Here is a 23,983-nt window from a genome sequence, read left to right as displayed (position 1 = left end):
CCGCTGCTAATCAATGTCTTTTGAAAATCCAGGCGGAATATTCTCCATTCCGTTTTCAACCTGGTCAATTTCTTTATTAAATCCGCTGTTTCGAAGTTGTGAAATTTCCTCCTGCAATAAAACAAGCTGTGCCTGGACAGTTTCTAATTCTTCCCTTGTGACAAAACCAAGCTCAGTCAGCTGGCTTCTCGCCATCTCCTTGAATTCCTTATTCCATTCCCCACTCTTTGAATCGCCCTTTTTGAAAAAGTCGTCAAAGATGGTGTCTGCTTCAGTCTGGGTCATATTCCCTTTCTCAACCAGCTTCATAATGGTTTCATCTACTTTTTCCTTCCCGGCAACCGCTGCTCCCAGTCCAAGCAGAAAGCCGCTCTTTAGAAAATTATTCATCATATGATCCTCCTCTTATACAAATCAATTTACTTATTAATACCCCAAAATAGCGAGCAATCACCTTATTAAATAAAAAAAGCACCTGTTTCTAATTGAAAACTGGTGCTTACCATTTACTAGATAACATTCACTTTGAGAAAACAAACAAGTATGGGGCAATTAATGAATAAATTCATAGTTTGATAACATCCACTGTATCTAAGTAAGCCCAATTTTGCGGAGCTTTCAAACTAAGTTGCCAATAGGTTGCGCCATACAGCTGATATAGATCAATCAATCTGTACTTTTCAATATAGCTTCGAATGTCCTCAAACCAGACGATATGCTCTTCGGTGCCTTGCCAATATCTGAACCACGGTGACCTGGCTGCGGTATCATACTGGATGACCGCACCAGTAGAAATCGCGAGATTTTGTGCATCCAGCACTGAGAGCGCTCGATATTGATTGGTCGAGACGACTTTATCATGCCCGTAAAGCGGGAGTCCGATTTGCAATTTTTCACGGGGAATTAAGGTCAATGAATACCTGACCACCAGTGCGATCCACCATAAAGGAGAAACAGGATCAGGTGGACCTCCCGGGTAGCCGTAATCAATGGTCATAACGGCCACAATGTCAGCAATCTCCCCTATCGTTTTATAATCATACGCTCCGATTATTGGATTTGTGGGGATATCTTCTGTCTTTGCATGGACGTTTACATGTAAAATTAGATTTCCCATTGCTGCCTTCAGTTCACGGAGAAAAGAATTAAAATCCTCCCTCTGCGGCGGCGGAATAAATTCCAGATCGACGCTTATGCCTCCATACCCTCTTTGATTTGCTAAATTCACGAGACTGGCAACCAGGTTCCTTCGGTAAGTCGGAGACGCCAGTACGTTGCCTGCCAGTTCTTTGCTGAATCCTGATGCCGTGGTGTTTTGGATCAATAATAATGGGATGACATTCAATTCTTTGCTTTTAAGAACTATAGGGGCATCATTGCCTGCCACATAGGCATACCCTTCTGCTGTAAAGGTAAAGGCCGCAACAGCAACAAAAGTAAGATGAGGAGCCATTTTCTCAAATTCGGCCAGAAAAGTTTGGGAGGAGCCAGGTACGATGAATCCGAGTGTAGAAAACTGTGGTTTAACAGGTGAAGGAATATTGATGTTCTGGCCAATATACAATCGGTTTGGATCCAGTCCCGGATTTGCAGTGACAATGCTGCTTACACTCGTCCTGAACTGTAAAGCAAGCCTCCATAGTGTATCGCCAGCCTTGATTTTATAATAGCGCGTAATTGGCTGCTGATCTGGAATATAGAGCGCCAGCCCGGGAATGATTAAGCTAGTGGAAGGAAGTCCGTTGACGTCGACAATGCTTTGGATCGAGACACCATATGTTCTGGCAATTGCCCAAAGGTTCTCTCCTGACCTAACTATGTGGACAGCCATCTGATCACACCTTTTTATTTTTTCCTTCTATAATCATATGGAGATTGAGCTGTTATATACTTCTGTCGTAAGAAAAGCGCAAGCGCCTTGTTCAGCCCCGACAAGCGCTGGAGGACCGACCAGTGAAGTCGTTCTTTGACTTCATTGGGCGGACCGAAGCGACTCGAGGGGCTAGGCGCTGGAGCTGGACACTAATCTAAGTGTAATACTTTCTTATAAAATTTAAAGAAGCAGGGCTTCCAAATGAAAGCCCTGTTTACAGTTGATTACCTCCAACGATCTTTGTTGTCCACCCGTTTTCTGTTTCTAGCTGAATAGCAGGAATCACAAATCTGATATGGGGAATCAACATGGATTCCTCTTCCGCAATGCCTGCACTTCTTTTTATAATTTTTCACTTCTGATTTTAAAAATTCATGAACATCGTCGCTTAAGCCTGTTCGAACTCTTTCCCAGTAAACAGCCTCCGTTTTTCTTCCAAGCTTATATAAAAACAATAAATGCAGGCCGATTGCTTTATAAGAAAGCTCCAGTTCCTCCAGGGAGTCAGTTTTGACTGGCGGCTCCGGGAGTTCTGCATCTGAGACAATTGCTCTGATTGTTTCAAGCCATTGTTCAATAAGGACAGGTTCTTTCGATGAAAAAGGCAGGTGAAGAAAACCATACAGCTCCATCATCGGCAGTCTCGCTTCAATTTCGGTATCCCTGATGTATTCATAAAGCTCTCTTTCTTCTGACAGCGAAGCTTTATTCGTCCCCTTAGGGCTCTCGAACTTATCCCATAATTCAAAGAAAACAGCAAGTGAACGATGGTATTTTTGGAACCTTTCAAAAATAACAGAAGTTGGAGCAATGGAAAATGTCTCTACAGGTTTGTCCTCTTTTTCAAGAAGCTTTGTCATCAAGCTAATATCTGAGGTGAACGCTACTCGGCCGACATTGTAAATCCCTTTTCTGCCGGCACGACCCGCTATTTGCTTTATCTCCTGGGAAGTAAGCCTCCTTCTCCTTGTTCCATCGAATTTTTCATTTTCCAAAAAGACGATTCTCCTGATTGGCAAATTCAGACCCATGCCAATCGCGTCAGTCGCCACTACAACACTTGTTTCTCCTTTGATGAATCGCTCGATTTGCTTTTTCCTAGTTTCTGGGGGCATGCTTCCATAAATCATGCTTACCTGACGACCGTTGTTCTGCAGTTTCGATGCATTCTCAAGCACTTGTTTTCGTGAGAAGCAAACAAGTGCATCGCCTTTCTTGGTATCCTTCAGGCTGAACTCTTTATTCTCTACCTGGAGAGGAATATCACGAGTGTATTCATAAATTTCCGCCACCCCATCATCCAGCAGGTCCATCATCATTCCCTTGATATTCTTGCTGCCAATGATGTGGACTTCCTCCGCATTTGCTTTTGTAATGGCTTTAAACCAGGAAAACCCTCTATCCTTATCAGCGATCATCTGTGATTCATCTATGACGACTACTTCATAAAATTCCTTTTCGTGGAACATTTCTACTGTGCAGGATATATGGTTTGCTCCTTCCACAGGTTTTTCTTCCTCGCCTGTTTTTAGCGAGCATGGAACGCCCTCTGCATTGAGCTTTTCATAAACCTCAAGAGCAAGCAGACGAAGCGGAGCCAGATACAAACCAGTTCTTGCTGCCTTCATTGTTTCCAGGGCGTGGTGGGTTTTACCCGTATTTGTTTCTCCGATGTGAAGAATATATCTAACATTTCTTCTCAGTGAAGGGTTGTATTCGCGGCCGAAAATATCCTCAAGCATGCGAGCTTCTTCTTCCCTTTTCCGTTCAAGCTCCGCCAGTTCTTCCGCCTTCCTCCGTTCCCTCTCTGCAAGGTCTCTTTCATATATTTCATGATGCTCTCTTTCTTCAAACTCAATTTCAGCTAGAGCCAAAAGATCAGTTACATACTCTTCCTGAAGCTTGAAGATCAAACCATCTAAATATACCTCAGCCAGGTCGTTAATGATTCTTTTTGTCTCAGTGACTGAAAGCTTGTCCTTGAACACTTCCTCATATTCGCTAAGAATATGCTGCTCAAGATGATGCATTACCTCCTCAGCCGCTATCCGGGTAAAATACTTTAAAACACTGTTCTCAAAATGATATTGGTAGGTCTCATATTCAAAATAAAATCGCCCCCAGCTGGCAGTTTGATGGATCTGGCCCGTCAATTCATCAAAAAAGTCAGCCAGGGTCCTGTAATCATCGGGATTGAAAGAGCCAATAACGGTCAATCTTTCTTCCAGCATGTATGTATCGATATCCTCGAATTTTTGATTTTCATCTAAGATTTTCTTTAGTTCCTTTGCCATCTCATGCCGAATTCTTAGATATGCCGACTCCTGAAAATCACTTAAAACCGTGTGGGCAACCTGAAAGATTTTTTCCTTAATCCCTGCTTTTTTTTCAAGCAGCTGGTCTTCCTCCGCTTTTTTGAGGAACTTCTTTCTCGCCCGGTCATACTGTGTTTCCCAGCTGAGCTCATCAATTGCGGATTTAATCCACTCCTTTGTATTGAAGGGCTTATATTCTCTCATTTCATTCCTGAAAAGCTTATTGATCAACTTCCGGTCCACACCTTCAACAACATATCCCCGCTCACTTAAAAAAGCCTTTTTATCACGCTTTGAAAAATCATTTGTAGACTTTGTCAGCCACACATTCAGCCAGATTTGGGTAATATAAGTGCTTCTTTTATCTAGATACTCCTTGAATTCCGGAAGAGTTTCACTTTCTCCAAGAAAATTATCGATATCATCCATTATCTTAGTTTTAGTGTTCTCCACTGCCTGCTGATGAATCAATTCAATTTGTGTCATATCTGAACCCCTTAAAATATGTAAAATAAAAAAGCTTTCGTATGGATAGTGCTTTTTTCTGGGAAGCTATGATCCCATATTCTGTTGGTTTCCAGCGGCAAGCATACAAATGACTATATAAATAAAAGGCCGCACAACGAGATGTGCGTGCCCTTCCATTTAATATGCTTCTTAAAATCAGTGGAACGGCTTGACTATGCGTTCACCTTCAACTTTTTCATGACTTTGGTTAGAACCTTTTTGTCGTCCTTTGTTACACTTTTAGGTTTGATAGGTGATACTGGTTTAATTTTATCGACGTTATCCACACTTAGGATTTCTAGGTAAAACGGAGTGGTTTGCCGATTACCCTTCAAATATCCCTTTAGAATTTTCATTTTTTCAGAGGTACCTGTGAAAGCACCTTGATAATCCCATTCTATTTCATTTTTATATCTTGAATCCATTTTTTCTTTTAAAGCAAACGCTTCTGATAATGCATCCTCCGGTGTCATAAAATAGGATTGTGTTCTCCTTAACCCCTTCTTTTTGCTGCCATCGCCCGCTTTTGCCTGATAAAGTTTAACTAACATTTCCCTCATCCTCTCTGGTTTGGTCTCACGCCTTCTCATGGTAAGTGGAAACACCAGAAGACCCGAGGAATTACGTATATAGATAGTATACCCTTTTTTCCATCAGTTACCTATTAATAAGGAAATAAAAACAATGGAGCGTGTTTCTGTACACGCTCCATTTCATGATTATTTAGCAATAACCGCCTGTTTTTCATTGTTTCTCTCGTGACGGATCGTTGCCTGTGCAGCAGCCAGTCTGGCAAGCGGAACACGGTATGGAGAGCAGCTTACATAGTCAAGTCCTGCATTGTAGCAGAATTCGATTGAACTCTTTTCACCGCCGTGCTCACCGCAAATACCGGTCTTTAAGCCAGGCTTAGTTTGGCGGCCAAGCTCCACTCCTGTCTCGACCAACTTGCCCACTCCCTCACGATCAAGGACTGCAAACGGATTTTCTGGAAGGACCTTTTGTTCGATGTACGCCTGAAGAAACTTTCCTTCAGCATCGTCGCGGCTGTATCCGAAAGTTGTCTGTGTCAGGTCATTCGTACCAAATGAGAAGAAGTCGGCTTCCTCGGCGATTTGGTCTGCAGTCAAAGCAGCACGCGGTATCTCGATCATGGTACCTACTGTATATTCGAAATCCTTGCCAGTTTCTTCTTTAATACTTTGCGCGGCCGTGTTTACCAGCTCACGCATTTCCTTCAACTCATTGACATGACCGACAAGAGGTATCATAATTTCAGGCTGTGCATCGATACCCTTATCAGCCAAATTCGCTACAGCATAGAAAATCGCTCTTGCCTGCATTTCATAGATTTCCGGATGGATCATGCCAAGTCGGCAGCCACGGTGGCCAAGCATTGGATTGAATTCGTCCAATTGGCGTACCTTCTTGAGCAATGCTTCCTTTTCCTTAAGCTCTTTCGATTCCGGGTCCTGGATTTGCAATTTGGTGATCTCGACAATAAGTTCTTCTTTATCAGGCAAGAACTCATGTAAAGGCGGATCCAGCAAACGAATTGTTACAGGAAGCCCCTGCATCACTTCAAGGATTCCTTCAAAATCCCCCTGCTGCATCGGTAATAGTTCATCAAGTGCTGCGTTTCGCTCATCGTATGTTTCAGCAAGAATCATTTTCTGGACAATTGGCACCCTTGCTGCGTCCATGAACATATGTTCAGTACGGCATAGACCAATACCGCCTGCACCGAATTCCAGGGCCTTGGCAGAATCCTCAGGATTATCAGCGTTGGCGCGGACTCCAATTTTACGCTCTTCATCAGCCCATGCAAGCAATAGCTGGAATTCTTCTGAAAGCTCAGGCTCGATCATTGGGATCTCACCAAGCATGATTTCACCGGTTCCACCGTCAATTGTAATGATATCACTATGTTTTACTACCACTTCGCCAACACGGAACTGCTTTTCATGAAGATCAATTTTCATTGCTTCACAGCCGCATATACATGCTTTACCCATGCCCCGCGCTACTACTGCAGCATGACTTGTCATTCCTCCTCGGCTCGTTACGACCGCCTGCGCCGCAATGATACCGTGGATATCATCTGGTGTTGTTTCTGGTCGGACAAGAATGACCTTTTGACCATCATTTGCAAGCAGTTCTGCCTCATCCGCATCAAACACTACTTTCCCGGTTGCGGCCCCAGGTGATGCAGGCAGTCCTTTTGCCAGCTGATTCCGCTCGAAATTCTCATCAATACGGCGGTGCAGGAGCTGATCCAGTTGTTCTGGGTCCACTCGAAGCAAAGCTGTCTTCTTATCGATGATTCCTTCTTTTACTAGTTCAGTAGCAATACGGATAGCGGCTTGAGCAGTACGCTTTCCGGTACGGGTCTGGAGGATGAACAATTCCCCGCGTTCTACCGTGAATTCAATATCCTGCATGTCTTCATAATGCTGTTCAAGGCGATTGCAAGTTTCAATGAATTGCTGGTAAACAGCAGGCATTTCATCTTTCAGTGTTTGTATTGGCTGCGGTGTCCGGATGCCTGCCACGACATCTTCACCCTGGGCATTGATCAAGTATTCGCCATACAGGATACTCTCTCCAGTGGATGGGTCACGGGTAAATGCAACACCAGTACCGGAATCATCACCCATATTACCGAATACCATGCTCTGGATATTAACAGCAGTTCCCAGGTGTGAAGGAATTTTATTCAAACGGCGGTAAACGATCGCACGCTGGTTGTTCCAGGAATCAAATACTGCATTGATGGAAAGGAAAAGCTGCTCCTTTGGATCCTGCGGGAAAGGCTTTCTAGTATGTTTTGTCACAATATTTTTATAGCCCTGGATGACTTCCTTCCAATCCTCAGCAGTCATTTCCGGATCCGTTGCATAACCTTTTGCTTCCCGTGTTTCTTCAAGCAAACGTTCAAAGAAGAAAACATCAACATCCAGGACGACATCACTGAACATTTGGATAAACCGACGGTAAGAATCGTAAGCAAATCTAGGGTTGTTCGTAAGCTTTGCCATCCCTTCAACTGTTTCGTCGTTCATTCCAAGATTCAGGATGGTATCCATCATTCCAGGCATCGAGAACACTGCACCAGATCGCACTGAGACAAGCAGTGGATTCTCAGGGTTACCCAACTTCTTGCCAGTTTTCTCTTCAAGCTCCCCAAGCGCTTCAAGTACCTGCGCCTGTACTTCAGCTGGAATAGTCTTGTCAGCATCATAATAGGCATTACATGCTTCCGTAGAAATTGTGAAACCAAAAGGTACCGGGAGGCCTATACGTGTCATTTCCGCGAGGTTCGCTCCTTTACCTCCCAGAATTTCTTTCATTCCGCTATTTCCTTCATTAAAAAGATAAACAAATTTAGACATCAGCCAAAACTCCTCTCACTTTTTAAAATATCGAGTATCAATCCTGCAGTTTCTTCAATCGCCTTATTGGAAACATTGATGACAGGGCAGCCAACACGTTTCATGATTTTCTCTGCATAATCAAGCTCTTCCAGGATTCGTTCATAGCTTGCATAATTTGCCCTCGCTCCAAGTCCTAGCGCTTTCAGCCTTTCAGTCCTGATTTCGTTGAGCTTATCGGGAGAGATGATCAGGCCTACACATTTGCCTCTCGGTACCTGAAACAATTCATCAGGTGGCTTTACCTCAGGAACGATTGGGACATTGGCTACCTTGTAACGCTTGTGAGCAAGGTACATCGATAATGGTGTTTTTGAAGTCCGTGAAACGCCAACCAGTACGATATCCGCTCTTAAAATGCCGCGTGGGTCTCTGCCATCATCGTATTTTACGGCAAACTCAATCGCTTCAATCTTTCGGAAGTATTCATCATCTAGCTTTCGCATCATTCCCGGTCGATGGTTTGGCTCCTTATCGAACTTCTTTTCAAAGGCATTCATCAGCGGATTCAGCAAATCAACCGCATAAACCCCTTCCTCCTGAGCCCTTTTATCAAGATAAGCCTTGAGTGCCGGAACGACGATGGTATATGCGATTATTGAACGTCCTTGCTTTGCAACAATGATGACATCTTCAATGTCTTCCTCGTCCTCAACATATGAATTCCTTCTGATATCAACCTGGCCGCCGTTAAACTGGGTTGCCACAGCCTTAACTACAAATTCTGCCGTTTCCCCGACTGAATCGGATACCACGTACACAACTTCCTTCATATCCAAAATGCACTCACTTCCTAGACGGATTTTTGCTCTGCGATTTCTAGATAAACCTTTGTAATGGTTGTTTTGGTTATTCGTCCGATGACTTCATATGAATCGGGTTTATGCTTGAGTTCCCGGACGACAGGGAGAGAATCTATTCTGTTTGTTACAAGCTTTTTTGCAGCCTGAACCAATGTTTCTTCAGGGTTCACCGTAATAATATTTGGCATCCTCGTCATGATGACGCTTACAGGAAGATCCTCCAGATTCTTGTTTCCGATAGCAGCCCTTAACAGGTCCTTCCTTGAAATGACTCCAGCCAGGCAACTTTCAGAATCAACAGCATAAAGCGTCCCTACATCTTCTAAGAACATCTGAACAATCGCATCATAAACAGAAGATGATTTTTGAACGACAATGGGATGGCCTTTATAGTCATTGACTTTAAGATTAAGAAATTCTGTCGGTTCAAAGAGTCTCTCTCTATCCTTATTGAAAAAATAGCCGACTCTGGGCCTGGCCTCGAGACTGCCAGCCATAGTCAGGATCGCTAAGTCGGGACGGAGAGTTGCCCGTGTCAGCTTCAGCTTTTCGGCAATCTGTTCACCAGTTATCGGGCCATCCTCCTTGACAATTTGAACGATTTCTTCCTGCCGTTTTGTTAGTTTAATAGAACTCACCACCAACGTACCCCCAATAATTAATATGTAACATTATCAAGGAATTTTTTAATGTGTTATCCTTATTAATTTATAGTATATAACATTTAACTAAAAATCAAAAGAAAAGGTTTTGATAATTCTTTGAATATATTAAAATGCCTGGATTCATGGTGTTGAATAGGATAATTTTTTATAAAATATGTCATACTGTTCCTCTAAAGGTATAGGTTGTTGCTTGTATTAACAGACCGTTTTTGGGCGCTATTAGGGAAAGTGGCGAGAAGATTTGTTCGAGCCTAGTGATACTTAAGACGGCTTATGGGGAAATCCAGGCAGGTATTGCTGCCTGAACTTGGAGGTACTTCTGACAGCTTTGAAGGAAATCGGGAAAAAGTTTTCTGAACCTAGGGCTACTTCGGACAGCTTTGAAGGAAATTTATGTAAAGTTGTCTGAACCCGATGCTACTTCAGACAGCTTTGAGTAAGAGCAACAAAAATTTTGTGCTCAATCATATTAAATAGTTCTAAAAAAATCCCCTCAATATTTCGAGGGGATAGAGTCGATTTATAAATCTAGTTCTAACGTTACAGGGCAGTGGTCACTACCCATGACAAAGCATTCTGCTCCTGCCTCTTTAATTGCAGGTGCCAATTTTTCTGAAACAATGAAATAATCGATACGCCACCCTATGTTCTTTTCTCTTACTTTATTCATATAAGACCACCAGGTGTAGACATCCTTAGCCTCAGGATGCAGGTGGCGGAAGGAATCAACGAATCCGCTGTCGAGAAGTTCTGTCATCTTCCCCCGTTCCTCATTGGTAAATCCTGAATTTCCACGGTTTGGTTTTGGGTTTTTCAAATCGATCTCATTATGGGCGACATTTAAATCGCCGCAAAGTATTACTGGTTTAGTCTCGTCCAATCCAAGCAAGTACTCCTTTAACTTGTCTTCCCAGGCCAAGCGGTATCCGAGGCGGGCTAAATCACGCTGCGAGTTTGGGGTGTAGACATTGACGAGATAAAACTTTTCGAATTCTAAAGTGATTGCTCTGCCCTCATGATCGTGTTCAGCCGATCCAATGCCATACTTTACTGATAGAGGCTTTTGTCTCGAAAAAATAGCTGTTCCGGAATAGCCTTTCTTTTCAGCATAGTTCCAGAACTGGTGGTACCCTTCTAATTCAAGGCTGATCTGGCCTTCCTGCAGCTTTGTTTCCTGAATACAAAAAAGGTCTGCGTCCGCATCTTTAAAGAAATCTAAAAATCCTTTACGAGCACAAGCTCTTATTCCATTTACATTCCATGATACTAATTTCATAAATCAATATTCTCCTTGGTGTTTTTTCATCCACAGTTAATAACTCATATTCTTCTATTCTAGCAGTCTTCTATCAGCGATTCTAATATGGCGATTCCCTTTTTGATATCCTCAACCGGTGCATTCGCAAAAGAAAGCCTGAAATGCTGCATTTTTTGGGTTGCATAAATCCGCCCGGGATTAATCAACACACCATTCGCGAGAGCTCTCCTATACAAATCAGGCAATGAGATATCATGATTTAATTTAACCCATATGAAAAATCCGCCAGCTGGCCTGTCCCATTCAGCAAAACGGCTCAAGTGTTTATCCAGTGCTTCCAGGGCGGCATTTCTTCGTATCTTTAGCTGTTTTCTTACCTTCGATAAATGCTTCTCATACAATCCGCTGGATAGCCATTCTGTGGCGGTACGTTGCGATAAAGAGCTTGAACCGTAGTCGGTCTGCATTTTCAGGTCAGCCAGCCGGTCAATGACCGCTTCCGGACCCGCGATCCATCCGATTCTCAATCCGGGATTCAGGCTCTTGGACAGACTGCCAAGATATAAAACATTCCCATGCCTGTCATGCGATTTAATGGGAGACGGCGGAGGGGAGTCCAGCCACAAATCTCCGTACACATCGTCCTCAATGATTGGAAGCAGTGCATTTTCTGCCAGCTTGAGCAGTTGCTGCCTTCTTTTTTCCCCCATAAGAGTCCCAGTGGGATTATGGAAATTTGGATGGCAGTATAACACAGATTTCTTACTGTGATGTGATGCTTCTATCATCTCAGGGATGATGCCTTTCTTGTCCATCGGGATTCCATGGAGTTTCATGCCTGCAGACTGGAAGGTGGATAAAGAATATATATAAGATGGACTCTCGAGAAAAACTGTTGATTCGCGTTCCAATAACCCGATGGAAATGAGGTGCAAGGCCTGCAAAGCACCTGAAACGACTAAAATAGATGAAGAATGGACCATGATTCCTTTTTGATTAAGGTATTTAGCAATTGCTTCCCGCAATAGTGGATTTCCTTTTGGATCTTCATAGCCGAACGGCTCCAGTTCCTGTCCCACCTTAGTTAAAACAGCCCTCATTTCTTCCATTGGGAATAAATCCTTGGATAGTTCTCCTTTACTTAACTGAATCAAATTCTCATCGGACTCTGCCAGATTTATAGCCTGAACTGTTGACAGGCTCTCCTGATGAGTGCCCAGTCCCACTTGTTCGTTCCAATTTACCGGAGGTGCAGATCGCATGAGTGTCCATGTGTTGTTGACGACTACCGTTCCCATTCCCAGCTTACCTTCAACTAGACCATCAGCAGCCAATTCATCCAGCGCTGTTACGACTGTGCTTCTGTTCACACCGAATTGCTTTGCAAGGTCACGCTGACTTGGGAGCCTGCTGCCAACTGGCCAAATCCCGTTTGTAATCTGTTCTTTTATAAAATTGATTATCACTTTGTACTTTGGTGCTTTCATGTTTCCTGCTCCATTCAAAATTGGTTGGGTTTAAAATACCCCTATTGGTTGGATACATTTTACCAAGACCCCATTATATTTAAAAGATAAAACTGATTTACTGGGCTAAATTGGATGGTTTTTAACAGGGGTGGATTACATGGACATTAGAATGGTAGCAGCACACTTACTCGTAATTTTATTATGGGGATCGGCTTTTGCGGGGATCAGGCATGGTCTCGAAGGATATTCACCAGAGCATTTGTCTTTCTTGAGACTCTTGATCGGATCACTGGCTCTTGTTTGCTACGCGGCAGTAATAAAAATGAAACTTCCAGAAGTAAAAGATTGGCCTGTGATATTTTTGTTTGGATTCCTGGGTTTCGCAGTTTATCAAACAGCGCTAAGTTTTGGTGAACTAACAGTCAGCGCAGGTGCTGCCAGCCTGCTTGTTTCAACTTCACCAGTTTTTATTGGATTATTAGGGAGGATGTTCTTCCATGAGCGCACTGGGAAATGGTACTGGTCTGGCGTCTCCATCAGTATGGCAGGAATTGTCCTCATCTCCTTCGGGACTGGCGGAGGTTTCGAGTTAGGAATCGGAGTAATCCTGATATTAATTGCTTCGTTATCTGAATCACTTTACTTTGTCTTTCAGAAAAATTATTTAGATAAATATGGTGCTCTCCCATTTACGGCCTATACGATTTGGGCCGCCACCATTTTGATGGCTTTCTTTTCTCCTGGCACTGTGTCTCAGATTACTGAAGCCCCGTTAGGAGCAACGATGAGTGCTATTTATCTCGGCCTTTTCCCCACGGTGGTTGCTTACTTTGCTATAGCCTATATTACAGCCAAATCAGGTGCCTCTGAAGCAGCAAGTTCCTTATACCTTACACCTGCTGCTTCTTTCCTCATCGCCTGGATATGGCTGGGAGAAGTACCGGCGATCCTGACGATAGCAGGCGGAGTGATTACCCTTATTGGAGTTTCCCTGACCTACTTCAAAGGGAGGAATGAAATGACAGAATCCTCTTTAAAAATCAAAGGATAACTGCTCGGTTTCCCCTTCCTCTTTTGTTCGGCCTGGCTTTCCTTTGTTCTTTATGGACTGGTTTTGAAGCCTGGCTTTTTTATACGCCTTTTTCACATCGACCATAGGTGCTTCATAGTTAAGCTGATAAAATGCAGGATAAAGCCAAGGTTCATGAATGTATTCGTCCGGAAGCTTGCTTAATTCAGAGATATATCGGCGGATGAACGCGCCATCCGGGTCAAGCTGCCTGCCGACTTTAACGGGATCAATGATTTTCATCTTCCCTTTCACTCCCGTTTGTTGCTGAATATAGAAATCATGCACAGCTGGTTCGTAGTCTAAATACAACTCTGCCAGTGCAGCGGATAGCTTTTTCTCATCAAACAATAATGTATTGGCAATAAAAGACGTAACCATAGCACGCAACGAAAAGTTCATCCATCCCGTTTTATCCAGACTTCTCATGGCTGCATCGATAATCGGGATTCCCGTCCTTCCCTGAAGCCAGCGCTGGGACCAATCTTCATTCCATTCTCTTTTAATTCCCCTTACATCTGCCAATTGCTGACCTTGTATTTCCATACTGCAAATTTTGACTCGAGCAGTAAGCTTTGATAAAAACTCTTCAAGCTGAATTTTATCTTCCTCCAGCTCACATGCTTGCAATTTCTCATTAGTTTTTTGAAAAATAGTCCTGATCGATATATTTCCCCATGTTATATAAGCAGAAAGCCTTGATGACGAAAGCGAGGATGGCAGCGGTTTTTGATGTCTTTCAATGTAGTTTTCGAATCTGCCTTCGAGGAAAGAATCCAGCGTTTCAATAGCCTTCATTTCCCCCCCTTGCTGCCCAAAGCGGATTTTAGTTCCCTTAATCCTGAAATTATTAATTTTTTTTAAATCACCGAACAGAAAATCTGGTGTTTTTGACGGTACAACAATCCTGTTTGGAACTTCAGCTAACGGTTCTTTTAAATAAGATTCCAAACGATTATTAAAATGCTTTCCTGAGACATTATCAAGGTCCGGACCATAAGAAAACAGACTCTGCTGATTTTTCTCCACCCATTTCATAACTTTATCCATTAACCCGCTATCATTGTGCGTAAATAAATTTATAGAATCATAAGTGTCCAGCAATTTTTCCAAAACCGTCTCGATCTCACCGATTGCGAAAAAGAGTTTACCTCCCTTTCCCTCAATACCCTTTGTTAGCTCATCCAGACTTTCAACAACAAATTGCAAATGACGGACTGAAAGCGGCGTTTCCTTCCATTGAGATGATTCAAAAACATACAGCGGCAATACCTCTCCTGACCTGGCTGCTTCAGTCAATGGCTGATGATCGGAAATGCGCAAATCTTTATTGAAGAGGACAATGTTCATTCAAACCACTCCACTATTAACTCTTTTGTATGGCTCTATAGAAAGCTTAGTGCTATCAAAACCATATTATTGTACTCTTGAAACAGGAACAACTGGAGTTCAAAACCATTAAAGGTGCGAATGTAAGGTATTCTAATAATAATCCATTTTAATCAATACTAATTTAATACTTCTCTTAAAAGGATTCCGAACATGATACCCATGAACATGGACGTCAAGGTGCCAAGGAGAAAGTATTCCGCCCAGTCACGATCATCCATTTGTTTAAAACGGGCAATTGATTTTGCGGTAACAATGAAGGCGATCGCTGGATACGAACCGTAGTATGTAAGTAAAATAACCAGAAGTCGCTCGATATAACCTATCAGCTTTCCTCGTGACATATCGTGTTTGTTGAAGACCATATAGTTGTATTGCTCGGACAGTGCTCTTTCACCATTACTTTTTTGCGGATATGCCGGCTCCTTCAGCTCATTTTTAAAAGTATATTTCCCTTCAAAAGTTAATAGCTGCCCAGGCAGAGAGCCAAGAAGGATACGTATTATATGTCCGCTTACCGTTGTCCCCAATATTAAAATAATGACAATGATGAGGATCGTACTAGAAGCGTCCAATTGCCGCCCTTCCTCGAACAGAAGCTTTATAAATCTATCAACATTGGAAACTAGCGATTTTTGAAAAAACAATTGGAGAGCTATCAACAACATTAAAAGATGCAACAGTTGGTCTAAAATAAAAAACCAAAGTTTATTTAGATTTTCGCGTGCCGATAATTGATCCACAAGCTTAATCTTCACCAGGTCAATGATTAGGTGCGTACCTGTTATGAATAGAACTGGCCAGACGACAGTTTTTACAGTATCATTCTGTTGATAAATAAAGAGCCAGCCTGCCGTGAGTACAGCTGTGTTTACCAGGAAATGATGAAGTATATGCTTTTTAAGATTTTTCAGCTTGCTCTGTACCATATGATCAGTCTGAAGGTAAAAATCGGCTAGTAGATGCACAATAATTAAACTCAATAAAAGCATGCCTGCTCCTTTCACCAGAATCTAGAAGCTGAAAATATTCTGCACCTGGCTTTTCATATTTGTTCTAATGCTGTCTTCAAGAACCTTCGTTTGACTATTTCCCATTTCTGGGAACTCCTTTGCCTGACGATCATCCAAAACACTGACGATATCTCGGAAACCACGAAGGATTTGCTCGCAATGGCCTTTCTTAAAATGGCTGTAAACCGTAGGAGCCGATCGATCGAGAAGTTCGGCAACTGCATTTTGCTTTCCATAGATAAGATAAAGCGAGCAAACGAGCCGTTGGACTTGAGTTTGCTCCATTCTCAATACGTGCTGCAGCATGAGCATGCTATTTATTAATGTCTGCAAACCGGGCTCAACATCATTAAGTTGAAAATGGAAGGATTCCCTGTCCTTTTGTTTTTTTAGATGGTCATTCGCATTTTTAGCCTGCTTAACCAATGGATGGATCCACTTTTCAATATCAATTTCTTCTACATTCTTATCCAGGCTGCCGTAGGTAAGTCCAAAATACGGCAGGTTTTTTTCATATTTCCAAAGCGAGCTGACATAAAAGGCTGTGATAAAAGCGGATGAATATCCCTCGGACAGAAGAATAAGTTCATCACCAGACCGGTGTTTAACCTGAACTGAACCGTTCTTTCCGTACCAATCGCCAATATATGTCTCAAGTTGCGCTAAATAATTGCTCAGCTCCTCACCATAACCTGCGGAAGAAGACTTCGTTACATCCATTATGAAAACAGAAACTGGCTTCATTGCCATTCCACCCAACATTTATATTATACTAATTAATCTAATTTTATATAAATTAGATATTATAGTCAAATTTATTCAATGTTAGTCTTTACACTTTAATTATTTTTATACGAATACACTCTACTACATTTTAACAAGAGCGTATGTTCGATACAATGGGTAATTACGTACAAAAAAAAGAGCCCTCAGGCTCTTTTGTGAATTCTTATTCTTCAGTAACAACGACCTTTTCCATAACATCTCCGTTGCTCATCGCTTTAGCTGCTTCTAGATTAGAAGTAACTTTCCCGAACACAGTGTGCACGCCATTTAAGTGTGGCTGTGATTCATGTACGATGAAGAACTGGCTGCCGCCTGTGTCTTTTCCAGCGTGTGCCATAGAAAGAGAGCCTGGTTCGTGCTTATGCGGATTGCCTTCCGTTTCACACTTGATTGTGTAGCCTGGACCGCCAGTTCCTGTTCCTGAAGGGCACCCCCCCTGACTAACAAAACCAGGAATGACACGGTGGAAAGTCAAACCGTTATAGAAGCCTTCGTTTGCAAGCTTCTCAAAGTTCGCAACTGTACCAGGAGCTTCATTTGGATATAGTTCGAATTCGATTTTTTCACCATTTTGCATTTGTATGTATCCTTTTTTAGACATGTAAATCATCTCCTTATGGTAAAATCATTGTTATCATACCACTATTCCAAATAAAAATAAAAGTATCCACCTTCAAATTGTATTTTTCCACCATGGTTGTGTTAAAATATAACTGCCTCTGCCGGACATTCGCTTGTTGCGGGACACTTAACCACTGTACGGACGGCAGGGGCCCTGCTCTAGCAGGATGATAATACATATGATCAAACCTTGCCTTGTGGTAAGGTTTTTATTTTAATCGGAAATTGTCAGGCTGTTGTTTTAATTTAAATTGATGTATTGAAAATCAAAGTTTTATATACCCACTAATTAAATTGATAATTTAGTAGGTTAATTGATTCCGTGCAGGTTTCCATGGCCGTCTATATCAACAAACCTAAGGAGTAGTTATGCTAAAGCTAATAGATTTTAAACACAAGAAATGGATTTCAGCATTATCTTATGCATTATTCATCATATACATCATCTTTGCCGTAATTTTGTTGTTCCTTAGCCCATACAGGCAGGCTGCATATGAAATCAATTCTGCAGGCACCAACCCATATAACATAATCCCGTTTAAAACAATCACAGACTACATTAAGGCTTCTTCGCACATCAATCAAAGTATCTGGATGTCCAATTTATTTGGCAATGTTCTTGCCTTTTTCCCTTTAGGAATTTTCCTCCCCTGGTTATTTAAAAGGTTCATGGGGTTTTGGCGAACGATCAGTACTGTCTTTCTGGCGACTACTTCGGTGGAGTTCCTCCAGTTTGCAACCAGAGTTGGCAGTTTCGACATCGATGATATTATTCTCAACACAATAGGCGGTGCAATTGGATACCTGCTAATCAAAATTATCTTTCTACTTTTATTAAAGGGGAAAACACATGGACATTAAAATGTTAAAAGACGGCGAACAGCCGCCATGGAATCTGCTGCTACTGGCTGATCCTTCTAAAGATTGGTTTTACAATATTTAGGTAAAGGTTTTTGCTATGTCGTTGAGTCGGAAAACGAAGTTACAATCGGAGTAATCGTCCTTGTGCCGGTTAATAATCATATTATCGAAATTATGAACTTGGCAGTCGATGAATTCCACCAAGGCAAGGGTTTAAGCACCCTCCTGCTGAAGCATGGGATTCAAATTGCAGCCGAAAAAGGTTTTAATGCCATTGAAATCGGTACAGGAAATTCGAGCCTTAACCAACTGGCTCTTTATCAAAAAGTTGGCTTCAGAATCACTGGAATAGATCATGACTTTTTTATAAAGAATTATGAAGAACCCATTTTCGAAAATGGAATTCAATGCAGGGATATGGTTCGATTATCGATGCATTTATCAGAGTAAAAAAAAGGACCTCACCTGGTCCTTTTTTACTTGGATATTAAACGTTCTTTCAATAATGTGAGTTCTTTATAAATCCCTACTACTTCATCCATTTTCATTCTCACCAGCCCGCTTGAGGAAGGGGCAACGAAATCAACGGTACCAGCTACGACAGGTTCATCCTGTTTTCCCCATGGAATATCCTTTTTGCCGCTGTATTGCTGGTAAACGCCTTTCCCAACGAAACAAACGATTTTTGGACTGTATTTCTCGATTTTCTTCCTTAACTCAAGCTTCCCCTGCTGGTATTCCTCTTTCGTAATCTCATCCGCTGCTTTAGTCGGACGCCCAACTATGTTCGTCATCCCGTAGCCTAATTCCAGAAGATGATCATCCTCTGAAGAATCATACTTTCTTGGTGTGATACCTGATTCAAAAAGTATCTTCCAAAATCTATTGTTTGGGTTGGCGTAATGATGACCTGTTTCGGAAGAACGGATGCTCGGATTGAAACCAACAAAAATGACGTCAAGATTTTTACGTAAATGATCAGAAATCGGCTCCACAATCCCCACTCCTCTCCAATTTATGTATCTATGCACTCACCAATATCGGGGAGGCAGCTCATTATTTTTGCGGATATTCTTGAAAATTCTTAGATGGAACAAAAACTCGTCATAATACATCGTTTCGGCACTTTCAAATGAATAAGCGTCCGAAAAGTGATCCAATAGTTCGGTATCAATATTGTCTTCAAGGCCGCTCAGCCACATTTTATAGCCGTGTTGTTCATAAACATCTGATAAACCTGCCCATTCGAACATATCTTGCATTTCCTTTTCACCCATTCTATCACTCCTTCAGCTCTCACCTCCATTTTCCCATACTTTTACACACCTTATACAAGGTCCATTAGTCTCTCCCTAGGAATCTCAGAATCAGGAGTTTCCTCAACCATGCTCCTGTTCTCTCTAAAATAAGCCAGGTTTATTCAACCTGGCTTTCCTGGACTCTGAATTTTGCTTCTGCGACACGCTCCGGGTGTGTATAAACATTCAGGGAACGATGTCTTATAAAACCGATTGTCGTAATGCCCAGCTCATCCGCAAGTTTAAGCGCAAGCTCAGTAGGAGCAGATTTGGACAATACAATCGGGCAGCCAATTTTGGCAACCTTCAATAAAATTTCCGAAGAAATCCGTCCACTGAAAACAATTATTTTATCGTGAATCGGGATATCATTCTTCAAGCAATGACCATAAATTTTATCCAGGGCATTATGGCGACCGATATCCATCCTCGACACAACAGGGCCGAATAAACTACAAAGAGAGGCATTATGGACTCCCCCTGTATTTTGGAAAAGGTCAGCGGAATCCTGCATTTCTTCCATAAGCCTGAAACAATCCTCTACTTCGATTTCTGTCTCCACCTTATGCAGTTTTTTTGCGTTCATTGCGTCTGTCGCAAACACAAATCCCGACCGGCTTGCTCCACAGCATGATGTTAGGTAACGCTTACCTTGCAAGTTTCTATACACAGGATTTACCCTGGATGTTTTTACATGAACAAAGCCTTCTTTTTCCTGGATCCATATATCTTCTATATCTGAATACCTCCGGATGATTCCTTCTGAAGCCAGGTACCCAATGACCATTTCTTCAATGTAATTTGGAGTGCAGACCATTGTAACAAACTCCTGACCATTTAATTTAATGGTGACAGTATATTCTGTTACGATACTGTCTTCCAATTTTTCGGCCTGGCCATCTCCAAAACGAAGGATTTCCCTTTTAACTTCTACTGGTTTCAAAGCAGCCATCCTCTCTGATTGAAGTTTTGCTTTACAATAATCTACTTTTATCCAAAAAGCTGAGTAATCAAACTTAAGAAGCAGGCGACAAGCTAATGCTTGCTGCCTGCCTAATAGACTACTTTTTCTCCAGCGTACCACCCTGACTTTGATGGATATCCTGATTTTCAGGTAGCTGAGTTGTTCTTTCAAGCCCTTCAGTATCTTCACCCATCCCTTTAAGGAACTCAAAGAGCAAAGATAACGCGCGGTTTATTTCCGGATCTTTCAAAGAACGGACTATATCAAAATATCCTAGTTTGTCCTCATCTTCGCTATCAGTATATTCTGCTACTCTTGCAATACCAGAATTCAATTTTAACAGCAAAGGTTCAAGTTGCTGGACATTGATGGTACCGAGAACGCCAACCATCAGCAAAAGGTTCTTGATTGTATTGGTAGCCTCAGGCTTGTCTGCTGCTTTGACAAGAACATTCAGGACCTTATCCCCTTCACTGAACAATCCGTCCAAAAGCGTCAGCACCCCGCGCTGATTCATATGCTTAAGAATGTCCATCGACTGTAAAATCGCATCCTTGTTATCAAGCAGAGCATTCTCGATTTCCTCCAGGTCACTCTTACGTTTTTGTTCCTCTGTCATCTGTATACGATTGATGTTAGTGATTGCTTTAGCCATGATGGGTCCGCTCCTTTTTCACAAGATCTCCTGGAAAGCTGTAATCTGGACGAGCCCACTTCTTTTCGACTTGGACGCCGATTTGCGGCTGTGGATTGCCGTATCGGAAATTATTCCTTGGCAAAGGATTGACTCCTTCAAGTTGAAGTATTTCCATTTTGGCCTTTGTCTCCTTATATGCTGGAGTATCGGTGTTTTTATCACCGTAGCTGCTTGTCAGGAGATTTATTGCAGCATCGCCCTGGTCATTCATAGGCAAATAGACTTCCTTACCTTGCACTCTGTCGGTAACAACACATCTGACCTTAAGGTTGCCATACGGCGATGTCAGCCTGACGAGTGTTCCATCCTTTAAGCCCCTTTCTTCTGCAAGTTCTGGAGAGACTTCAAGGAATGTTTCAGGTGTCTTCGAGGTGATTCCTTCTGACTTATAAGTTAGGTTCCCTTCATGGAAATGCTCAAGCAAGCGGCCATTATTGACATGGATATCATATTCCTCTCCATATTGAATCGGAATCGACCATTTTACCGGATAGAGCCGCGCTTTACCATCCGGGAACGGGAAGCCATCCAAATACAGGACAGGACTGTCAGTTCCATCAGGCTGTACCGGCCATTGAAGGCTCTTATATCCTTCAAGGCGTTCATACGTCACGCCCGAGTAAATCGGCATCAGCCTTGCCGCTTCAGCCATGATTTCAGAAGGATGCTCATATGTCCAACCTGCCCCAAGATGATTGGCGACTTCAATCAAGATCTGCCAATCAGGTTTTGAGTCACCGACTGGCTCGAATACCTGGTACAAACGCTGAATCCTGCGCTCGGTATTCGTAAACGTCCCCTCTTTTTCGAAGCTCGGACTTGCTGGCAAAACAACGTCTGCAAATTGTGCAGTCCTTGAGAAGAACACATCCTGGACTACAAAGAATTCCAGCTTCTCATAGCCAGCCTGGACATGATTGATATTGGAATCCACAAGGCCCATCTCTTCACCCTTGATGTAAAGAGCTTTAAGAGTTTCGTTATGCATTCCTTCAACCATGTCATGGTTATTGATCCCTGGTTCAGCAGGCAGTTTGTTTCCCCATGCCTGTTCAAACTTCATGCGCGCTTCTTCATCTGTTACCTTTTGGTATCCTGGCAGTGAGTCCGGGCTGCTGCCAAAATCACCTGCTCCCTGGACATTGTTATGGCCACGCAGTGGATATGCCCCCGTTCCTGGACGGCCGTAGTTTCCAGTAATCAGCAATAGGTTCGAAATCGCTGTACTGGTGTCGCTCCCGCCAATATGCTGTGTAACTCCCATTGCCCATAGTGCACAAACACTTTTTGCTTTATGAATGCTCTCAGCAATCTCGATCAGCGTATCTTTAGAAAGGCCTGTAGTTTTTTCTGCATATTCCAAAGTGAAACCTTCAAGACTGTCAACGTATTCTGAAAGTCCATTGACTTTATTGTTCAGGAATTCTTCATCCGCCCAACCCTGGTCGATAATATATTTTGTCACAGCTGAAATCCAGACAAGATCACTGCCTGCCTTAGGACGAATAAACAAATCTGCTCGGTCAGCCATTTCATGCTCTCGCAAATCAGCAACAATAAGCTTTTGACCATTCAGCTTCTGTGCACGCTTTACCCTTGTTGCCAGTACTGGGTGAGCTTCTGCTGTATTCGATCCAACAATGATGACCAGATCAGCCATCGCGATATCTGTAATGGATCCAGCATCTCCCCCATGTCCAACTGTCCTGAACAAACCTACCGTCGCTGGCGTTTGGCAATACCGGGAGCAATTATCGACATTGTTTGTGCCAATTACAGACCTTGCTAATTTTTGCATTAGATAGGATTCTTCATTTGTACATTTAGACGAGGTTATGAAGCCTAGGGAGTCGGGACCATACTCATTCTTGATTTCTGTGAATTTACTGGAAATCAGATTCAATGCCTCTTCCCATTCTGCTTCCCTGAAGCTGTCTCCTTCACGAATCAGCGGCTTTGTCAGGCGCTCTTCGCTGTTGACGAAATCCCATCCGAATTTGCCTTTTATACATGTAGAAATTCCGTTGGCTGGAGCTTCAACCTGTGGCTCGACCTTCAGGATTTCGCGGCCCTTCGTCCATACATCAAAGCTGCACCCAACTCCGCAGTATGTGCAAACAGTCTTCGTTTTCTTGATTCTGGATTCACGCATGGCAGCTTCCATATCGGAAATCGCCAGAATGGAACCGTAACCTGTCTCGACATTCTTGGTAATATCAATCATCGGGCGCAAAGTTTCTTTTGCGATCCCTGTCAAAAAGCCGGCTTCGCCTTCCATTCCTTTTTCCATCATCGCATTACAAGGACATACCGTAGAACAATGTCCACATGAAACACATGAGGATTCATTGATTGGTACATCATTATCCCAAATGACACGTGGACGATCACGTTCCCAATCAATTCTCAGCGTCTCGGTTACCTGTACATCCTGACAAGCTTCCACACATCTCCCGCATAAAATACATTGGTCAGGATCATATCGATAAAAAGGGTTTGATTCATCTTTTTCATAAGGCTTTTGATCAAACGGGATGCTCTGGTGATTGATTTTCATTTCTTTTACTGTGTTATGTACCTCACACATCCCGTTATTGTAGTCACAGACAGTACAATACAATTCATGGTTAAAAAGGATCTTGTCCATCGCCATTGTTTGTGCCTTCTTAACATCTGGCGCCACTGTGTCGATGGCATCACCATCCTTCATGATCGTCGAACAAGACCTGACCATTTCTCCATTCACTTCTACAATACAAGTATCACACGTCTCGATTGGTCCAAGACTTGGGTGATAGCATACACTGGGCACTTCAACCGAGCTATCTGAAAGGTATTGAAGGATTGTTTGATTTTCTTCTGCCGTCACTTCGGCACCGTTGATACTCACATTTATTTTGCCAGACAAAGCCTCATCTTCCTTTCTGTAAAGAAATCACTTCCTTTCTCACTACCCCATCGTCG

20 protein-coding genes and 1 pseudogene are annotated in these 23,983 nt (G+C 42.6%); 3 read left to right on the top strand and 18 right to left on the bottom strand.

Annotation, left to right across the window (positions count from 1 at the left end; all coding sequences use genetic code 11):
• Nucleotides 1-6 precede the first annotated feature (6 nt).
• The 9 genes from ACH0QE_RS03580 to ACH0QE_RS03540 all read right to left on the bottom strand — a co-directional run bounded on the left by ACH0QE_RS03580 (nucleotide 7) and on the right by ACH0QE_RS03540 (nucleotide 12,339).
• The gene (locus ACH0QE_RS03580; protein ID WP_415799320.1) at nucleotides 7-393 is read right to left on the bottom strand and encodes a phasin family protein; all 387 of its coding nucleotides are present in this window, start codon (nucleotides 391-393) and stop codon (nucleotides 7-9) included.
• A 172-nt stretch (nucleotides 394-565) separates the two neighbouring features.
• Nucleotides 566-1,831: a LysM peptidoglycan-binding domain-containing protein gene (locus ACH0QE_RS03575; protein WP_415799319.1), complete on the bottom strand. Its 1,266-nt coding sequence runs from the start codon at nucleotides 1,829-1,831 to the stop codon at nucleotides 566-568.
• A gap of 266 nt (nucleotides 1,832-2,097) precedes the next feature.
• Nucleotides 2,098-4,674: a DEAD/DEAH box helicase gene (locus ACH0QE_RS03570; protein ID WP_415799318.1), complete on the bottom strand. Its 2,577-nt coding sequence runs from the start codon at nucleotides 4,672-4,674 to the stop codon at nucleotides 2,098-2,100.
• Nucleotides 4,675-4,868: 194 nt separating this feature from the next.
• The gene (locus tag ACH0QE_RS03565) at nucleotides 4,869-5,246 is read right to left on the bottom strand and encodes a hypothetical protein (RefSeq protein WP_415799317.1); all 378 of its coding nucleotides are present in this window, start codon (nucleotides 5,244-5,246) and stop codon (nucleotides 4,869-4,871) included.
• A gap of 168 nt (nucleotides 5,247-5,414) precedes the next feature.
• Nucleotides 5,415-8,087, bottom strand: coding sequence for a pyruvate, phosphate dikinase (gene ppdK / locus ACH0QE_RS03560; RefSeq protein ID WP_415799316.1), 2,673 nt, complete (start codon nucleotides 8,085-8,087; stop codon nucleotides 5,415-5,417).
• Entirely contained in the window at nucleotides 8,087-8,905 is an 819-nt protein-coding gene (locus tag ACH0QE_RS03555; protein ID WP_415799315.1) for a pyruvate, water dikinase regulatory protein, read from the bottom strand. Before ACH0QE_RS03555 ends, ppdK begins: the two co-directional genes overlap by 1 nt.
• 14 nt (nucleotides 8,906-8,919) lie before the next feature.
• On the bottom strand, nucleotides 8,920-9,567 hold the full coding sequence (locus tag ACH0QE_RS03550) for a helix-turn-helix transcriptional regulator (RefSeq protein WP_041965861.1): 648 nt from the start codon (nucleotides 9,565-9,567) through the stop codon (nucleotides 8,920-8,922).
• A gap of 547 nt (nucleotides 9,568-10,114) precedes the next feature.
• Complete coding sequence (locus tag ACH0QE_RS03545) at nucleotides 10,115-10,870, bottom strand: exodeoxyribonuclease III (protein WP_415799314.1); 756 nt, start codon at nucleotides 10,868-10,870, stop codon at nucleotides 10,115-10,117.
• A 59-nt stretch (nucleotides 10,871-10,929) separates the two neighbouring features.
• On the bottom strand, nucleotides 10,930-12,339 hold the full coding sequence (locus ACH0QE_RS03540; RefSeq protein ID WP_415799313.1) for a PLP-dependent aminotransferase family protein: 1,410 nt from the start codon (nucleotides 12,337-12,339) through the stop codon (nucleotides 10,930-10,932).
• A gap of 139 nt (nucleotides 12,340-12,478) precedes the next feature.
• On the opposite strand from ACH0QE_RS03540, the gene ACH0QE_RS03535 reads away from it, so the two are divergent.
• Nucleotides 12,479-13,372 (top strand): DMT family transporter, encoded by an 894-nt coding sequence (locus ACH0QE_RS03535; RefSeq protein WP_415799312.1) that lies wholly within the window; start codon nucleotides 12,479-12,481, stop codon nucleotides 13,370-13,372.
• Here the strand turns inward: ACH0QE_RS03535 and ACH0QE_RS03530 are convergent.
• The 4 genes from ACH0QE_RS03530 to ACH0QE_RS03515 form a co-directional block, all read right to left on the bottom strand.
• Nucleotides 13,355-14,740: an FAD-binding domain-containing protein gene (locus ACH0QE_RS03530; RefSeq protein WP_415799311.1), complete on the bottom strand. Its 1,386-nt coding sequence runs from the start codon at nucleotides 14,738-14,740 to the stop codon at nucleotides 13,355-13,357. The genes ACH0QE_RS03535 and ACH0QE_RS03530 overlap by 18 nt on opposite strands.
• A 158-nt stretch (nucleotides 14,741-14,898) precedes the next feature.
• Entirely contained in the window at nucleotides 14,899-15,762 is an 864-nt protein-coding gene (locus ACH0QE_RS03525) for a DUF3307 domain-containing protein (RefSeq protein WP_415799310.1), read from the bottom strand.
• Between the two features lie 30 nt (nucleotides 15,763-15,792).
• Nucleotides 15,793-16,536, bottom strand: a complete 744-nt coding sequence (locus ACH0QE_RS03520) for a hypothetical protein (protein ID WP_415799309.1) — start codon at nucleotides 16,534-16,536, stop codon at nucleotides 15,793-15,795.
• 205 nt (nucleotides 16,537-16,741) lie between these two features.
• A complete protein-coding gene (locus tag ACH0QE_RS03515) occupies nucleotides 16,742-17,179 on the bottom strand; it encodes a peptidylprolyl isomerase (protein ID WP_415799307.1) in 438 nt (145 codons plus the stop codon).
• Nucleotides 17,180-17,568: 389 nt separating this feature from the next.
• On the opposite strand from ACH0QE_RS03515, the gene ACH0QE_RS03510 reads away from it, so the two are divergent.
• Nucleotides 17,569-18,060, top strand: coding sequence for a VanZ family protein (locus ACH0QE_RS03510; protein ID WP_415799306.1), 492 nt, complete (start codon nucleotides 17,569-17,571; stop codon nucleotides 18,058-18,060).
• A pseudogene (locus ACH0QE_RS03505) lies at nucleotides 18,050-18,510 on the top strand (GNAT family N-acetyltransferase). Before ACH0QE_RS03510 ends, ACH0QE_RS03505 begins: the two are co-directional and overlap by 11 nt.
• 26 nt (nucleotides 18,511-18,536) lie before the next feature.
• Here the strand turns inward: ACH0QE_RS03505 and mug are convergent.
• The 5 genes from mug to fdhF form a co-directional block, all read right to left on the bottom strand.
• The gene (gene mug, locus ACH0QE_RS03500; RefSeq protein WP_415799305.1) at nucleotides 18,537-19,055 is read right to left on the bottom strand and encodes a G/U mismatch-specific DNA glycosylase; all 519 of its coding nucleotides are present in this window, start codon (nucleotides 19,053-19,055) and stop codon (nucleotides 18,537-18,539) included.
• Between the two features lie 36 nt (nucleotides 19,056-19,091).
• Nucleotides 19,092-19,337 (bottom strand): hypothetical protein, encoded by a 246-nt coding sequence (locus ACH0QE_RS03495; RefSeq protein WP_415799304.1) that lies wholly within the window; start codon nucleotides 19,335-19,337, stop codon nucleotides 19,092-19,094.
• A 139-nt stretch (nucleotides 19,338-19,476) separates the two neighbouring features.
• Nucleotides 19,477-20,301 (bottom strand): formate dehydrogenase accessory sulfurtransferase FdhD, encoded by an 825-nt coding sequence (fdhD, locus tag ACH0QE_RS03490; protein ID WP_415799303.1) that lies wholly within the window; start codon nucleotides 20,299-20,301, stop codon nucleotides 19,477-19,479.
• Nucleotides 20,302-20,419: 118 nt separating this feature from the next.
• Nucleotides 20,420-20,977, bottom strand: a complete 558-nt coding sequence (locus tag ACH0QE_RS03485) for a DUF1641 domain-containing protein (RefSeq protein WP_415799302.1) — start codon at nucleotides 20,975-20,977, stop codon at nucleotides 20,420-20,422.
• Entirely contained in the window at nucleotides 20,970-23,927 is a 2,958-nt protein-coding gene (fdhF, locus tag ACH0QE_RS03480) for a formate dehydrogenase subunit alpha (RefSeq protein ID WP_415799301.1), read from the bottom strand. Before fdhF ends, ACH0QE_RS03485 begins: the two co-directional genes overlap by 8 nt.
• Nucleotides 23,928-23,983 lie beyond the last annotated feature (56 nt).

It is taken from the genome of Mesobacillus sp. (assembly GCF_047739415.1).
In the GTDB taxonomy this organism is placed as follows: Bacteria; Bacillota; Bacilli; order Bacillales; family Cytobacillaceae; genus Mesobacillus.
The sequence above is the reverse complement of the archived record's forward strand: the minus strand, read 5'-3'. Positions and strand labels throughout refer to the sequence as shown.